This is a genomic window from Mesorhizobium sp. ANAO-SY3R2 (genome assembly GCF_042466635.1).
Taxonomy (GTDB): Bacteria; Pseudomonadota; Alphaproteobacteria; order Rhizobiales; family Rhizobiaceae; genus Aminobacter.
Window position 1 is genome coordinate 20,371 of record NZ_CP159951.1, and the last position, 14,819, is coordinate 35,189.

The following is a 14,819-nucleotide window of genomic DNA, read 5'->3' on the forward strand; positions in this document are numbered from 1 at the left end:
AAGGCTTGAAGTGGCTCGCGCTGGCTCTCATGACCGGCGATCACGTCAACAAGTACCTGTTCAACGCGACGCTGCCGGTGCTGTTCGAGGCCGGCCGCGTCGCGCTCCCCCTTTTCGTGTTCGTCCTGGCCTACAACCTGGCGCGGCCGGGCACGCTCGAACGCGGTGTGTACGGCCGCACCACGTCGCGCCTGGCTGTGTTCGGCGCGCTGGCCTCGGTGCCCTTCGTGGCCCTCGGTGGCCTGTACGCCGGTTGGTGGCCGCTCAACGTGATGTTCACGCTGCTGGTCGTCACGGCCACGGCCTACCTGGTCGAACGTGGCGGCAAGCTGCACCTGGCGGCCGCCGGCGTCGCGTTCCTGGTCGGCGGAAGCTCGGTCGAATACTGGTGGCCGGCCGTGGCCTTCGGCCTGGCCGTGTGGTCGTACACGCGCCGGCCGAGCTGGGCCGCCGCGGCGGTCGCGGTGCTGGCCTGCGCGGCCCTGTGGTTCATCAATCGCAACCTGTGGGCCTTGGCGGCCCTGCCGGTGCTCTTCCTTGCCTCGCGTGTCGATGTGCGCGTGCCGCGCCTGCGCTGGGCCTTCTACGCCTATTACCCGCTGCACCTGGCCGCGCTCTGGTTGATCCGCATCCCCATGAGCAAGGCCGGCTACCTGTTCTTCTGATTGGAGTCCTGCCCCATGCGAAAACCCGTTCTTCTGGCCCTCTCTCTGGCGTTCCTGGTCAGCGCGCAAAGCGCCCTGGCCGCCGGCGACGCCGGCAACTTCGGGACGCCCATCAAGTCGGGCGTCTCGGTGTCCTTCCCCGACAGCAGCGCGACATTCCAGCCCACGCCCGAGGCGCTGGAGCTGCTGGCCGACGCCAGGAACGCGGCGATCATCTACATCAGCGGGCGCACCAGCACGCTACGGCCCAGCGCGGCCGACGAGGCCCTTGCGCTGCGCCGTGCGCTCTCTGCCAGGTCGTACCTGGTGGCGCGCGGCGTGTCGCCGCTCAAGATCATGGTGAACTTCGCGTCGGCCGCCGACTTCGTGGCCGACAACTCGACGGCCGAGGGCCGGCGCGAAAACCAGCGCGTGGACATTGAGGTGGTCTACATCCCCACCTACTGAGCGATCCGGCATCGCCATTCCTGGCGGTGCTGCAGGTCGCTCCAGCAGCGTCGCATCGTCGGCTCTGACGATGCAGGCCCGGCCGGCTTCTCTTGACAGCATCGCCATTTCTGACGATGCTGGCCAAGTCCCGATTTACTCCAGGAAGAAGGCCATGAGATACCCCGGCGGCAAGGGCGGTGCCGGCGTCTACCAGACGATCATCAACAACATCCCGCCTCACGACACGTACATCGAAACGCACCTGGGCGGCGGCAACATCCTGGAGCGCAAGCGGCCCGCTGCCCGCAGCGTCGGCATCGACGTTGATCCCGAGGTGATCGAGGTCTGGCAGCAGCTCGACGTGCCCGGCCTGGAGCTGCACCACGGCGACGCCGTGGCCTGGCTGGAGTCCCACCCGTTCACCGGCTCCGAGTTCGTCTACGTCGATCCGCCCTACGTGATGGACAGCCGGCGCGGCGGCAAGCTCTACCGCCACGAATACGACGACGCCGACCACGTGCGGCTGCTCGACGTGCTGGCCGGCCTGCCGTGCGCGGTGATGGTGTCGGGCTACAGCTCAACGATCTATGACAGCTCTCCCTTGGCGTCATGGAGAACCATCGACTTCAACGCGATGACGCGCGGCGGCATCGCTATTGAACGGCTCTGGATGAACTACCCCGAGCCGGCCGAGCTGCACGATCTGCGCTACCTCGGCAGCAACTTCCGCGAGCGTGAGCGCATCAAGCGGAAGAAAGCCCGCTGGCAAGCGAAGCTCGCCAAGCTCGATCCGCTGGAGCGGGCGGCGATCATGGAGTGCCTGCGCGAGCTGGAGGCGGCCGAGTAGGTCACGCCTGCGCCTGGTTGTGCAGCGCCCATACGCGCTTGACCTGGCTTTCACTACACCCGGCCAGCCTGGCCGTCTCTGGAATGCTGTGGCCTGCGGTGCGCAGCGCCACGATGCGTTCATGCACCTTTGTGTTGGCCTTGCGGCCGGTGTAGCGGCCGGCGTCCTTCGCCAGCTCTACGCCCTGCCGCTGACGCTCGCGGCGATCCTCGTAGTCGTCGCGGGCCATCTGCAACGCCAGCTTCAAAAGCATGTCCTGGATCGACTCCAGCACCACCTTTGCCACTCCCTTCGCCTCGGCGGCCAGGTCGGATAGATCGACCACGCCAGGGACAGCCAGACGCGCGCCCTGGGCGCGGATCGAGGCCACGAGGCGTTCGGCCTCGGGCAGCGGCAGGCGGCTGATGCGGTCGATCTTCTCCGCAACGACGACTTCACCGGGTTGCAGGTCGCCGATCATGCGCAGCAGCTCGGCGCGATCGGCGCGAGCGCCCGAAGCCTTCTCACGGTAGATGCCGGCGACGTAGAAGCCGGCGGCCCTGGTGCTCTCCACGATGGCGGCCTGCCTGGTCAAGTCCTGCTCGTCGGTGCTGACGCGCAAGTAGATGCGCGCGACCTTGAAGGCGACGCCGGCGGCCTGGTGCTCGGTCGGCGTCCGCATGATGCGGTCGGCACCTTCGACCAGGCCATCGCCGCCGACGCGCAGCGGCGGCGTCTTGGCGAGCGCCTGGCGAGCTGCGCGTGACTGGCGCGGCATGGCCGCGATCTGTGTTTCCTGGGCGGTGCGCGGCGTGATGATCGCGCTGCGCTTCGCCTTGGTCTTGCCTGGGAAGTAGCCGTTGCGGCTGGTCATGGGTTCCTCCGGTCATTTTGGGTATACGCAAAGTGTCCGGTCATGCTACCCCCGGCCAAAAAGACCGTCATGCGGTTTATCTTGGCCGGGTCGTTGTTGGCGGGTCTAAATGGCCGCTCCGTGGATCTCATCGCCAGAAATGGCGATGCGAGATCCAGGGCAGGGCGGCCGCCATCGTCAGACCTGGCGATGGTCGACGTCGGATGTGGCGATGCCAGCTCGAGGTCGGTGGCCACCGCCGGCGACCTGGTGCCATCGTCGGCAATGGCGATGCTGCAGCTCGACGTGCGCGGCCTGGTCGTCGCGGCATCGTCGGATGCGGCGATGCTCGAGCGAGGCGAAAAAAAACCGCCTCGGGGTGTCCGAGGCGGCAAGTCTGCATGCGGTTCAGGGAGGAAGAAACCGCGCCGGCGATCAGGGAGGAAAACCGCGCGGCCTGATGTGCAGCTCGACCACTTTAGCCGGATTTTTCGACTTATCCGATGCGCGCGGCCCGCCGTGGGCGCTGCTCGATCTGCTGTTGCTTTTTCTCGACGTGCTTCTGCTCCTGGTGCTGCTGCTCGTCGCGCTGCACCTGGCTGATGGCCGCGCCGATCTGCCGCTTCACGCCCTCGATGCCCAGCTCGCTCTTGTGCGCCAGGTCGTTGAAGTCGGTGTGCTGCTTCATCGTGGACAGCGCCGCGATCTGCGCGCCGCTCAACATCGACGCCTTGAGCTTGGCGGCCTCGTCGCCGGCCAGCTCGACCTTGCCGGCGGCGGCGTCGGCAAGGCGCTGCTCGGCGCGGAGGTGGGTCTTGAAGCTGTCGGGCGTGATGGCGGGCAAGTCGCGCGGGTAGGTGTTCTCGGCCGGCGCGAAGATCGGGAAGATCGCCTTGCCGCCCACGGCCTGGGCGGCCGCCTCGGCCTTCTCCCGGCCTGGGTTGTTGCCGTGGGTCATGACCAGGTGCCGGTCGTCGTCGCCGGCGATGATGACCGGCTTGTCCGGGAACTTGGCGTGCAGCGCCTTCGCCACGGCCTCAAGGTTGCCGCTGTCGAAGGCGGCGACCGTGGCGTGGCCCACGGCCTCGGCCACCTGAGCCGCAGTGGCGTAGCCCTCGGAGATCACCAGCGCCGGCGCGGCGGCCAGGGCGTCCATGCCGCCGACAGGGTGAAAGCATCCTTCCTTCTTCGAGTCCTTGGCGAACCGCTTGGTGCCGTCCTCCTGGATGTACTGCATCGTCCATTGCTTGCCGTCTGCGTCGAAGGCCGGGATGTAGGTCTTCTGGCCTTCGCGGTCGGTCATCACGCCGGCCTGCGCCTGGATGCCCTTGGCTTGCAGATAGGGCGTCGGCTGCTCGATGGGCACGAGGTCGGCCATCTGCCGGCCGACGCGCTGCGCGGTGGCCTCCTGGGCCTTGTCCTGCTCGACGGCACGCTGTGCCAGCTTCTCGGCCGCCTCGGCCTGGAGCTTGGCCTTCTCCTGGTCGCTCAAGGCGTAGCCCTTGCTCTTCCAGGTAATGTCCGTGCCGGTCTTGTTGTTGATGATCCGCCCGGCCGGATGCCCGTCCAGGTGGCCCACGTAGAAGCCATCGAGCGCACCCTTCTTGCCGCCCTCGACCGGCACGCGGTGCCGCTTGCCGTCCATGATCGGGTGATCGCCCTGGGCGTTGCTGCCGGTGAACAGGCCGGCGCTGCGCATGGCCTCGGCGAACTCTTCCCTTGGCGTCATCGCTGGCCCTTGCTGGGCCTGCACGTTCTCGGGCTTCCAGCGTTCGAGCTTCGCCGCGTCGGCACGCGGGCCGACATACCAGGACTTCGCGGCCTTGTCCCAAAGCGCGCCGGCGGCCTTGGCGGCGTTGCGCTGCTCGTAGGGCACCGCCAGGTACTGGCGGGCCTGCTGCGCCTGCTGCGTGGGCTTCTGCGCCTCGCCCTGGGCTTCGGGTGCCGGCTGGGCCGAACGCGGTTCTACGGCCGCTGTAGCGGCTCCCTGCGCCCACTTGGCGAAGGGAGCGGCATCGGTGCCCGGCGGCACGTACCAGGACTGTTGTTGCCGATCCCAGCGCGCCCCGAGGCTCTTGGCCTCGTCCTTCTCCTTGTACGGCACGTTGATGTACTGCCGTTCGGGCTTCTCGCCCTGCGGCTGCGCCTGCTGCCGGTCGCGCTCCTGGCGCTCCAGCTCGGCCGCGCGGCGCTGCGCGTCGGTGTCGTTGAGCATGGCCGACGCCTCGGCGGTCTTGCGCGCCTCTTTAGCGGCTGAAATGTCCTCTTCGGTCGCATTGGGGTCGCGCCGTACACGCTCTTCCTGCACGCGGGCCAGCTTGGTGGCGCGCTCGTGCTGGTTGTCGGTGCCCAGCGCATCGACCAGGTGCAGGCGCTCGGCCAGCGCCTCGGCCTGGCCCTCGGTGCGGGTGCCGGCCACGAAGGCAAAGGCGTCCTCGCCGAACTGCGCATCGGCCTTGCGCGCGTACACCTGGAATGCCTGCGGCTCGATGCCGGCCTGGGTGGCATCTACGGTCTGGCCGTCCTGTTCGGCCACGCCGACGATGCGCAGCTCGCCGCTCCAGTCGGGCGGCAGCTCAACGCCAAGGTGTTGACGGGTCGCCTCGGCGAACGCCTGGCCGTCGATCTCGCCGGCGGCGAGCTGCCGGCGCGCGGCGGCGGCCTGCTCGATGCCCTGCACCGCGTCGGCAGGATGGGCGGCCAGCAGGGCGGCCGCCTGGTCGTTGGTCGGTGGGGTCATGTTCGCCTCCTGGTCTGCGACGGCCGCTTGCTGCTGGGTCAGCGCCGGCAGGGCCATCAACTGGTCGGGCGCGTAGTTGTTCAGCTCGTCCAGGCTGCGAACCTGGTGGGGTTCGCCGTCCTGGTCGTGGAACGCAAAGATGCGTTGGCCGTCGCTCCACCGGGCTTCGGCGTCGATGCCAGACACGATCTGTTCGCCGTGCTGCTGGAGCTGCTGCGCGAGGTGGAGCTGTTCCGCCATGTTGGCGAACTCTTGCGCCAGGCCCTTGCGCTCCAGGTAGGCGTTGTCGGTGTCGGTGTGGCTCGGGTCGATGCCGAACACCGGCGACAGCCGGTCATGCGCGACCGCGTAGAACTGCTCGGGATCGGTGCCGGTGATGCTGCCCACGGTTTCGAGGCCACGGCTGCGCAAGGCATCTTCCAGGGTGTCGCCCTGGAATGCCTGGTAGTGGCTGAAAGACACGTCCGGGTTGTCCAGGACTTCGGCAATGTCCACGGCCAGGGCCTGGGCCACGGCTTCGTCCTGGGCCTGGCTCTGCTGCTGGTCTTGCTCCTGAACCTGCTGCTGCTCGAAGGCCAGCACGTAGTCGTGAATCTTCTCGGCGTCGGCGGCCGCGCGGAACACCTCCAGCGGCTCGTCTTGCAGCGCCTTGATCCACGAACCCACATAGGCGGCGTGCTGGCCCGGATCGTGGCCGATGCCCAGCTCGTCGCCGACGATCATGGAAGCGATCTCGGCGCGCAGCTCTTCCTTGGCGTAACCCTCGCTTCCGAACGGGTGCGCCAGGTCGCGGTCAAGGCGCGAAGCGTGGCCCGTCCAGTGGCCCAGCTCGTGCAGCGCCGTCGCGTAGTAGCGGTCGGAGCTGGGGAACTGGCCGCGCTCCGGCAGGGTGATGCTGTCGGTCGATGGACGGTAGAACGCCCGATCCCCGGCGGCGTGCGTGATCGTCGCGCCCGAGGCTTTCAGGATGTGCTCGGCGCGCTCGACGGCGTTCCAGGTCTGTTCCTTCTTCGGCTGGAGCGGCGGTAGGCCGTCGATCTGCTCGCCATTGAACACGGTCGCAAAGAACACGCGCGGCCGCTCCAGCATGACGGTTTCCTTGACCGGCTGGCCCTTCGCATCGAGGACGGGCCGGCCGCTGTCGTCCAGCTTGTCTTGCTCTTCGCTGAACTTCCAGTATTGAACCGGCGTGCCTTTCTCGCCCTTGCGAACCTGCGCGCCCACGGCGGCCGCCTGCTTGTAGGTCATCCAGCGCGCATCGCTGCGGCCCTGGGCCATCAGGTGAATCGCGTTGATGCCCTTGTACCGCTTGCCGGTGGTCGGGTTCATCGGCAGGTAGGCGTTGGGTTCGCCCGGCTCCCACGGTTTTTGCCACGGTGCGGTGCCGGCCTTGAGCTGCTCGATCAGCTTTTCGGCCACGACTTCGTGAAACGGCTTCTTCGGCTCCATGTTCTCGTCCCTTCGGAATAGTTCGTTGAACTGAGGGAAGTTCTGCTGCGTCCGGGAACGGTCGCGCAGGCCCTGGGCGACCATGCACACGATGTTGTGCAGGTCGTCGGCCTGCATGGGCCGCACGCGGGCGATGCAGGTTTCCGTGAATGACTGTTGGCCGCGCTGCTGCACCTGGTCGGCGACCTGGTGCTGGCTCGGCTCGATGCCCTCGCAGTGCAGGGCAAACACTTCCTCGGCGCGCACGTCCAGGGACTGGCCGGCGTAGCGCCGATTCACGTCATCCCATAGCGGCTTGAGGGTGGGTTCGTTGCGGGCGGCCGCCAGGCCGTCCAGCAAGGCGCGCTTCTCGCCTGGCGCGAAGGTGTTGGCCCCGTAGTGGCCCAACACCTCGTGCCGCAGCGTCATCAGCAGGTCGCCGGCGCTCTCGACGTTCTGCAAGGGCACGTCCACGCGGCCACGGTAGGCGCGGCCGGCGTGCATCGTCTCCTTGGGCACGTAGCCGCCCTTCATGTCGGCCGGCACCTCGGCCGCACGCGGCCCGTACAGCTCGGCCGCGTCCTCGCGGAACTTGTAGGCCAGCTCCAGCGCGCCGGGGTAGTCGCGGACGAAAGCCCGCGTCACCCCTTGCGCCTCGGCTTTCGTGATCGGCATGGGTCAGCCCTCCGACGCCTTGCGCGCGGCGGCCTGGGCCACCGTCTCGCCGGGCCGCAGGTCGTACAGCTCGCGGGCGTTCGTGGTGGTGATGAACGGCGGGATGTCGGCGCTAGGGCCTTCGTCGTCCAGGAATGCCGGCTCCAGTGCGCCATCGACTTCCACCAGGTCGTCGCCGCTCGCGGCGGCGTCCTGCTCGGACAGCGCGTCCTCCACGAACGCGCCCACGCGCTCGGCTTCGTCGGGGTCGAACTCGACCTGGAAGCCGGGCGTCAGCGCGTCGGCCATCTTCTCGCGCACGGCCTCGCGGCCGGCGGCGTCGTCGTCAACCGGCGGCAGGACGGCCAGCGGCTCGTCATGGGCGGCGGTGTTGGTGGTGGTTTGCTCGTTCATGGTCGATCTCCTTCGCTGTGGTCATTCGGATGCCGGGCCGTTGCGGCCCTTGCTGTAGTCGGGCCGGCCCTTGAGGTCGGGGTAGGTCTGCTTGCACGTGGGGAAGTTGCTGCAACCCCACCAGAATTGCCCCTTCTTCTTGCTCGGCCGGCGCGACAAGCCGCTGCCGCAGGCCATGCACTTGTGAAGGGACGACACCGGCGCGGCTTCCTTGCCGCCGGCGATGGTCACGGCTCCGCTGTTGGCCTTCGCCACCTGGTCGCGGATGAACGTCTCTTGCTTCGTGATGAAGGCGTCCAGGGCGGCCGTGCCCTGCTCGACGCCTTTCAGCATCCGCTCGTAGAGCGCAGTCAGCACCGGGCTTTTCACAACCTCGGGCAGCGCGTCGATGACGCTGCGGCCGAGGGTCGTGCTGATGATCTGCTTGCCCTTGACGGCCAGGAACTCGCGCCGCTTCAACTCGGAAATGATCGACGCGCGGGTGGCGGACGTGCCGATGCCGTCGCCCTCGCGCAGCATCTTCTTGTGCTCGGCGTCGCTGACGAACTTGTGGATGTTCTCCATCGCGCGGATCAGCGTGCCCTCGGTGAAGCGCGCCGGCGGCTTCGTCTTGGCGTCCTTGCGGGTGGCGTCCGTGCAGGTCACGGCGTCGCCCTGGGCCATCGACGGCAGGGCCTGCGTGCCGCTGTCGTCGTCTTCGTCCTTCTCCGCTTCCTCGTCGGCCTGGCTGTACACGTCACGCCAGCCGTTGCGCGTGACTACCTTGCCGCTCGCCGCGAAGTTCTCGCCCGCGATCTCGACGCCCACCGTGGTCTGCATGTACTCGTGCAGCGGGTAGAACTGCGCCAGGTAGGCGCGCACGATCAGGTCGTAGATGTTGCGCTCGCGCTCGCTGAGGGCGGCTTTGTTGCCCTTCTGCATGGTCGGCACGATGCCGTGGTGCGCGGTGATCTTGGAGTCGTCCCACGTCTTGGACTTGATGCGCGGATCGGCCCCATCGACCAGGCCGGCCAGCTCGGGGTTGACGTGCTTGATCGCCTCCAGCACGCGCGGCGCGTCGGCGTGCTGCGACTCCGGCAGGTAGGCGCAGTCGGTGCGCGGGTACGAGGTCAGCTTGTGCGTCTCGTAGAGCGCCTGGCAGGTATTCAGCACGTCCTCGGCGCTGTAGCCAAACTTGGCCGAGGCCAGGGCCGTAATGTCGGACAGGGCGAAGGCCAACGGCTGGTTCTGCTTCTTGGCCTCCTGCTTGTACGCGGCGATGGTGCCCGGCTGGCCCTTGACGGCGGCCACCAGGGCGTCGGCGACGGCGGTATCGACAAGGCGGCCTTCGCTGTCCAGGCCGGCTTGATCCTCCTTCGCCTTCCATGCAGCGGTGAAGCTGCCGCCGGCGTGCTGCACCATCGCCCGGATGGTGTGGTACGGCACGGCCTTGAATGCCTCGATCTCACGGTCGCGGGCGACCACGAGGGCCAGCGTCGGCGTCTGCACGCGGCCCACGGTCAGCAGGGCGCGCGAGCCGCCGCGCTGCGCGCGCAGCGTGTACGCGCGGCTGAGGTTCATGCCGATCAGCCAGTCGGCGCGCTGCCGCCCGCGTGCGGCGTCTGCCCAGCCGGCATACGTGGTGTTCTCTTTCAACGCGGCCAGGCCCCGCTTGACGGAAACGGAGTCTTGCGCGCTCACCCAAAAGCGGCGCACCGGCTTGCTGTTGCGGAAGTGCTCCAGCACTTCGTCAACCAGCAACTGGCCTTCACGGTCAGGGTCGCCGGCGTTGACGATCTCCTTGGCCTCCTTGAGTAGCTTGCCGATCACGGCGAGCTGCTTCTTCGCGTCGTCCTTGGGCTTGAGAATCCAGCTCTCGGGAATGATGGGCAGCTCATCGACGCGCCAAACCTTCTTGCCGGACTGGCCGCGCGGCACGTCATCGGGCGTGTACTCGTCGGGGTCGGCCTGTTCGAGCATGTGCCCAAAGCACCAGGTCACTTTGTCGGTTCCGCACTCGATGAAGCCGTCTCCCTTGCCGGTCGCGCCCAGCTCGCCGGCGATGGCCTTGGCGACGGACGGCTTTTCTGCGATGAAAAGGCGCATGGTGGTGTCTCCCTACCAGGTGATGACCGGACGGATCACGGTCTTGATTTGCGAACGATTGATCGGGCCGAAGTAGCGGCCGTCGAAGGATGTGGCGCTCACGTCCGACATAAGCAGCACCTCGGAATTGCCGAGGGTGTAGCTGTTGGACTGGTAGCGCGGCAGCGGCCGCCCGGCCTTGTCGGCCTTGATCGGCGCGCTGAGGGGCAGCAGCTCGCCGTTGACGCGCACGCCGTCATCGGCGACGGCCACGGCATCGTCTTTAGCGGCTAAAACGCGCTTCATCATGTAGCCGTAGCCGCCCTCGCAGAAGCCGGCCCCGATGTAGCCCCGCTCTTTGGCGTCATCGAACACGCCGAGCTTCGGCGGGCAGAAGAGGACGTAGGCCCCCTTCTCCACCGGCGCGCTGCTCGTCCAGTACAGGCCGACCGGAATGCTCTTGGTGGTGTTCACGCGGGCACCGGCGGCATAGCCGCCGGCCGCCAGCAGCAGGGCGGCCACGCCCGCGATGGCGACGCCTGCCGCGATGCGTTTCAGGATGCGGCTCATATCGTGATGCCCTCCCCTTCCGTCTCGGCCTGTGCGACGGCGCGCAGGCGGTCGCTGACCTTGGGCGCGGGGATCGCGGCGCGTGCCGAGAACACCGGGTCTTTGAAGTACAGGGGTTGCTTGCCGTAGATCGCCGGGTAGCCCGCGACGTAGATCACCATGTCGCCGGCCTCTTCGATCTCGCCCTGGGCGTTCTTCTTCGGCCCCGGCATGCGCAGGCATTCGTCGGGCGTCAGCAAGGGCCGCTGCACCTCCTGGTAGGTGCGCGACACCTGGCCCAGCATCGCCGCCGTGCGGCGGCCGCTGGTCGTGATCTGCTCTTTCACCACGGTGGTCTGCCCGGTGAGGCGGGACAGGTGTTCCGCCGTCTCGACGCGGTTGGGCGGATAGGCGTTCTGCACGTGGCAGTTCGACGTGATGCTTTCGTCGTGGCCGTAGCCCGTCTCGCGGCTCTTGAGCTGGTTAATGTCCTGGCAGATGAGGTAGCACTTGATGCCGTAGCCGGCCACGAAGGCCAGCGACTCTTGCATGATCTCCAGCTTCCCGAGGCTCGGGAACTCGTCCAGCATCATCAAGAGCCGGTGCTTGTAGTGCGCCACCGGGCGGCCGCCCTCGAAGTCCATCTTGTCGGCCAGCAGGCGCACGATCATGTTCACCATGACGCGCACCAGCGGCCGCAGGCGGGCCTTGTCGTTGGGCTGGGTGACGATGTAGAGGCTTACCGGGTCGTCCTCGTGCATCAACTGCTTGATGCGGAAGTCCGACCGGCTGACGTTGCGGGCCACCACGGGGTCGCGGTACAGGGCCAGGTACGACTTGGCCGTGGACAGCACCGAGCCGGCTTCTTCCTCCGGGCGATCCATCATGTCGCGGGCCGCCGAGCCGATGGCGTGATGGTTCTGGCCGTCTACGTGCCCGTAGGTCGCCATTTCCATCCAAAGCTCGCCAATGTCCCGGTTCGGGTCGGCCAGCATCGCATCGACTGACGGCAGCGTGGCGGTGCCGCCCTCGTCCTTGGCCTTGTACAGCGCGTGCAGGATCACGCCGACCAGGAGCGCAAAGGCGGTTTTCTGCCAGTGCGAGTCCAGGCCCTTGCCGTCCGGGTCAACGATCAGCGTGGCGAGGTTCTGCACGTCGCCCACCTCGTATTCAGTGCCGAGGCGGATTTCGTCCAGCGGGTTCCAGCAGACGCCGCCCGAGGTGCTGGCCGGCTCGAAGCGCAGCACCTTGTTCTTGGCGTGCTTCTGCCGCCAGCCGGCGGTCAAGGCCCACAACTCGCCTTTCAAGTCGGTGATGACGCTGCTCGCGCCCCACGACAGCAGCGTCGGCACCACCAGGCCGACGCCCTTGCCCGAGCGCGTGGGTGCGTAGGTCAGCACGTGCTCGGGGCCGCTGTGCCGCAGGTAGAAGAAATTGCCGTCCTTGTCCTGCCAGCCGCCCACGTACACGCCGGTGGCCGTGGGTGCAGCCTTGCCGGTGACGATCTCCAGGACGTTGCGCTCGCGCGGCAGCAGGCCGGCCGCCTGAATGTCCTTCTTCTCGGCCCAGCGGGCCGAGCCGTGCAGGTACTCGTTCGCCTTCGAGCTGTTGGACGTGACGACCTTCGCCACGGCCACGCCCAGCAGGCCCACGGTCGAAACCAGCATTCCCATGCTGCCGGCCTTCATGATCTCGTCCGGGTACTGGCTGTACCACTTGTACGTCCAGTGCAGGATCGACCAGGGCGCGTACACGTGGCCCACGTTGGGGCCGAGGGTCGCGTGATAGGCGAACGTGTGGGCGAAGAACTGCGTCGCGGCCTGGAGGCCGCCGACCATCGAGGCCGCGCCCAGCACCGGCAGCAGCTTGCTCGGCTTCGGTTTGGCGGTTCGGACTTGCGGCCCTACCGCGTTGTTCATCTTGATCTTCATCTACTCCTTCCTTTCGACGTTTTGATGGAGCCTTTCGCGGTGATCGAGACGGCATCGCCGACCGCGATGCGCGTCAAGCGCCGGGCCGTGGCCTGGTCGATGGGCATAACCATGACCTCTTCACCTCGCTTCAAGAGGGCCAGCGGCTGGCCCTCGACGTTCCGGGTGCCCTGGAACGTAAGGACACCTTCACCGGCAGTATATCGGGAATGCTTCGGTATATCGAAACCTTTTAGGCGCTTCGCCTCGCGCTCGGCGATGTACTTGTCGGCAGCGACGACGCCCGGCGGCGTCTGGCCTACTCCTGTTCCTGGCCGAGAAATTCCCCGTCGCAGTGCGTGATCTGGTTGGGTTCCTTGCTGCTCCACGTGACGAGGAACATCACGCGGCAGTAGCACTTCACTTCCGCCGGCGATGCGAACCACACCGAGTTCGGACAGTGCTCGCAAACGGTGCTGGCTTTGGGGCGGCGGTTTTCTTCCAAGGCGTCCAACGTCGGGCTTCCGGTGGACGTTGGCGGCGTGAATGCCGGCGGCGGCGCGGTCGCCTCGGCCGGCTGCTGGCCGGCCGTCGCCTGCTCGGGCGACGGCTGCGGCTCCGGTAGCGTGCTGGTCGGCAGAGGGCCGCTGTCCAGGGCCGCCAGCGCCGCGTCCAGCTCGTCCTCGATGCTCTGGTCTTTCGGTTCGCTCATGGGTGTTCTCCTTGTTCAAAAGCGCCTGCCGCCGGCTCTCAAGAGCCGGATCGGTGAAGGTGATGGGTAGTTGGGAATCGACGGCGGCGCGGATCATCTGCGCCTTGAACTCCACCGTGCCGTTGACGGTGATGCGGTTGCCGTAGCGTTGCATCGCCAGGCGCAGGGCTTCTTGCAGCCCTTCGCGCGTGGCCTCGCGGGAGACTTGCAGGCGGTCGCCGTCATCGCGCACGGCGCTCATGCCGGCGCGGAAGATGATCGTCCCCTTCTTCGTGATGTTGTCCACCGCCGGCGCGTGGCCGGGCTTCGCCTGGCCCTCGCCCCGGATGGTGTTGCCCTTGAGGCCCTGGGCCGCCTCGCGGGCGCGTAAGGCGGCCAGGGCATCGGCGCTGCCATGCTGTGCCTCCTTCTTGAGCCAGTCGGCCCACGTGCGCCGGCTGTGCTCGGCATAGAGCGCGGTGCGCTCCTGCTGGAACTGTTTGTTGATCGCCTGGATTTCGCTGCGCAGCGCCTTGCTCGCCTGGGCGTACAGCAGCTTCTTGTTCGCGCGCCCCTCGCCAACCACCTTGATCGTTGCGCGGCGCAGGCGGTTCGACCGCTTGGCCGCCTCGATCAGCCGATCCTTGCGATGCCGGGCGCGCTCCAGGGCCTGACCGCGCGCCGTGGTCAAGCTCTGCTGCTCGGCCTTGTACTTCGCGTACAGCTCCACGGTGTTGACGCGGAGACGGATGGGGTCTTTGCGGTACTGCCGCTTCGCGGTGGTTTGCGCCTGCCGTTCGGGCGAAGCCTCGAACGGGCCAAGCCGCGCCTCCAGGCTCGGCTTGGAAAGGTCGCGGGCTACTGTGCTCGCCTTCACCATCGTGCCGTCGCCGGCCTCGAACACGAGGCCATTGGCGCGGACGCGCAACTCCAGGCCGTTTTCGCGCATGACCTGGTGCAGCTCCTGCCAGGACTGCGCGCCCTTGATTTCGTCCAGGCACTCCCGCTTGATCCAGCCGACCAGGCTTTCAACGCCGGCGTGCCGCTCCATGTCGGCGGCCCGGCCCTCCGCGCCGCGCTTGCGCGGCTCGTGGTTGTCGCGCTCCAGGCCGTAGTCGCGCTCCAGGGCCGTGCAGAGTTCCGCCAGCGCCCGGTGCGGGTAGTACGGCTCGTGCATCGTGTGCCGCGTCGGGTGAATCTTGTTGATGGCGATGTGGATGTGCAGGTTGTCGGTGTCGTTGTGGACGGCACTGATTCGCTGATGCTCGCCATAGCCCAGCCCGGCACAAATGCGTTCTTCAATCGCGCGCAGGGTGTCGGCGCCGGGCTGCTCGCCGGCCCGGAAGCTGACGATCAGGTGATAGGTCTTGTCGCCCTTCGCGCGGGTGTTCGTGTGCTGGGTCGCCAGCACTTCCGTGATGGCGTCCTGGATGGAACCGGCCTCGCAGTTCGTCGCCTGCACGTGGCCCAGCCGGTGGTCTTTGCTTTGCGCGTCGGTGATGTAGTTCGCCAGGCCCGCAAAGTCGCTTTTGCCAAGCGAGCGCATCGGCACGTGCTTGGCGATCATGGCCGGCCTCCGGGCTTTTTAGCCGCTAA

General features: G+C 67.4%; 10 protein-coding genes. 3 read left to right on the forward strand and 7 right to left on the reverse strand.

All coding sequences use genetic code 11. The features are described 5' to 3' along the window. The first annotated feature begins 29 nt into the window (after window positions 1–29). The 3 genes from ABSY17_RS00120 (at window position 30) to ABSY17_RS00130 (ending at window position 1,941) form a co-directional block, all read left to right on the forward strand. Entirely contained in the window at window positions 30–665 is a 636-nt protein-coding gene (locus ABSY17_RS00120) for a TraX family protein (RefSeq protein WP_378940813.1), read from the forward strand. Window positions 666–680: 15 nt separating this feature from the next. Continuing rightward, complete coding sequence (locus ABSY17_RS00125) at window positions 681–1,112, forward strand: OmpA family protein (RefSeq protein WP_001665065.1); 432 nt, start codon at window positions 681–683, stop codon at window positions 1,110–1,112. 154 nt (window positions 1,113–1,266) lie between these two features. Then, the gene (locus tag ABSY17_RS00130; protein WP_378940801.1) at window positions 1,267–1,941 is read left to right on the forward strand and encodes a DNA adenine methylase; all 675 of its coding nucleotides are present in this window, start codon (window positions 1,267–1,269) and stop codon (window positions 1,939–1,941) included. Window position 1,942: 1 nt separating this feature from the next. Here the strand turns inward: ABSY17_RS00130 and ABSY17_RS00135 are convergent, their stop codons facing one another. The 7 genes from ABSY17_RS00135 to traI form a co-directional block, all read right to left on the reverse strand. Continuing rightward, a complete protein-coding gene (locus tag ABSY17_RS00135; RefSeq protein ID WP_372359797.1) occupies window positions 1,943–2,794 on the reverse strand; it encodes a recombinase family protein in 852 nt (283 codons plus the stop codon). Between the two features lie 475 nt (window positions 2,795–3,269). Then, window positions 3,270–7,616 (reverse strand): zincin-like metallopeptidase domain-containing protein, encoded by a 4,347-nt coding sequence (locus tag ABSY17_RS00140; RefSeq protein WP_378940803.1) that lies wholly within the window; start codon window positions 7,614–7,616, stop codon window positions 3,270–3,272. Between the two features lie 3 nt (window positions 7,617–7,619). Further along, window positions 7,620–8,009: a protein TraD gene (locus tag ABSY17_RS00145; protein WP_006122510.1), complete on the reverse strand. Its 390-nt coding sequence runs from the start codon at window positions 8,007–8,009 to the stop codon at window positions 7,620–7,622. Window positions 8,010–8,030: 21 nt separating this feature from the next. Beyond that, window positions 8,031–10,094 carry a DNA topoisomerase III gene (locus ABSY17_RS00150; protein ID WP_378940805.1) on the reverse strand — a complete coding sequence of 688 codons (2,064 nt, stop codon included), beginning with the start codon at window positions 10,092–10,094 and terminating at the stop codon, window positions 8,031–8,033. A gap of 12 nt (window positions 10,095–10,106) precedes the next feature. Continuing rightward, window positions 10,107–10,643 carry a conjugative transfer signal peptidase TraF gene (gene traF, locus ABSY17_RS00155; protein WP_378940807.1) on the reverse strand — a complete coding sequence of 179 codons (537 nt, stop codon included), beginning with the start codon at window positions 10,641–10,643 and terminating at the stop codon, window positions 10,107–10,109. Beyond that, window positions 10,640–12,553 (reverse strand): type IV secretory system conjugative DNA transfer family protein, encoded by a 1,914-nt coding sequence (locus ABSY17_RS00160; RefSeq protein ID WP_011222099.1) that lies wholly within the window; start codon window positions 12,551–12,553, stop codon window positions 10,640–10,642. Before ABSY17_RS00160 ends, traF begins: the two co-directional genes overlap by 4 nt. Beyond that, window positions 12,550–14,790: a TraI/MobA(P) family conjugative relaxase gene (gene traI / locus ABSY17_RS00165; RefSeq protein ID WP_378940810.1), complete on the reverse strand. Its 2,241-nt coding sequence runs from the start codon at window positions 14,788–14,790 to the stop codon at window positions 12,550–12,552. Before traI ends, ABSY17_RS00160 begins: the two co-directional genes overlap by 4 nt. Window positions 14,791–14,819: the final 29 nt, after the last annotated feature.

Excerpts from the sequence above, each read along its gene's own strand:
- ABSY17_RS00120 (WP_378940813.1), top strand. The coding sequence starts at position 30 with ATGACCGGCGATCACGTCAACAAGTACCTGTTCAACGCGACGCTGCCG.
- ABSY17_RS00125 (WP_001665065.1), top strand. The coding sequence starts at position 681 with ATGCGAAAACCCGTTCTTCTGGCCCTCTCTCTGGCGTTCCTGGTCAGC.
- ABSY17_RS00130 (WP_378940801.1), top strand. The coding sequence starts at position 1,267 with ATGAGATACCCCGGCGGCAAGGGCGGTGCCGGCGTCTACCAGACGATC.
- ABSY17_RS00135 (WP_372359797.1), bottom strand. The coding sequence starts at position 2,794 with ATGACCAGCCGCAACGGCTACTTCCCAGGCAAGACCAAGGCGAAGCGC.
- ABSY17_RS00140 (WP_378940803.1), bottom strand. The coding sequence starts at position 7,616 with ATGCCGATCACGAAAGCCGAGGCGCAAGGGGTGACGCGGGCTTTCGTC.
- ABSY17_RS00145 (WP_006122510.1), bottom strand. The coding sequence starts at position 8,009 with ATGAACGAGCAAACCACCACCAACACCGCCGCCCATGACGAGCCGCTG.
- ABSY17_RS00150 (WP_378940805.1), bottom strand. The coding sequence starts at position 10,094 with ATGCGCCTTTTCATCGCAGAAAAGCCGTCCGTCGCCAAGGCCATCGCC.
- traF (WP_378940807.1), bottom strand. The coding sequence starts at position 10,643 with ATGAGCCGCATCCTGAAACGCATCGCGGCAGGCGTCGCCATCGCGGGC.
- ABSY17_RS00160 (WP_011222099.1), bottom strand. The coding sequence starts at position 12,553 with ATGAAGATCAAGATGAACAACGCGGTAGGGCCGCAAGTCCGAACCGCC.
- traI (WP_378940810.1), bottom strand. The coding sequence starts at position 14,790 with ATGATCGCCAAGCACGTGCCGATGCGCTCGCTTGGCAAAAGCGACTTT.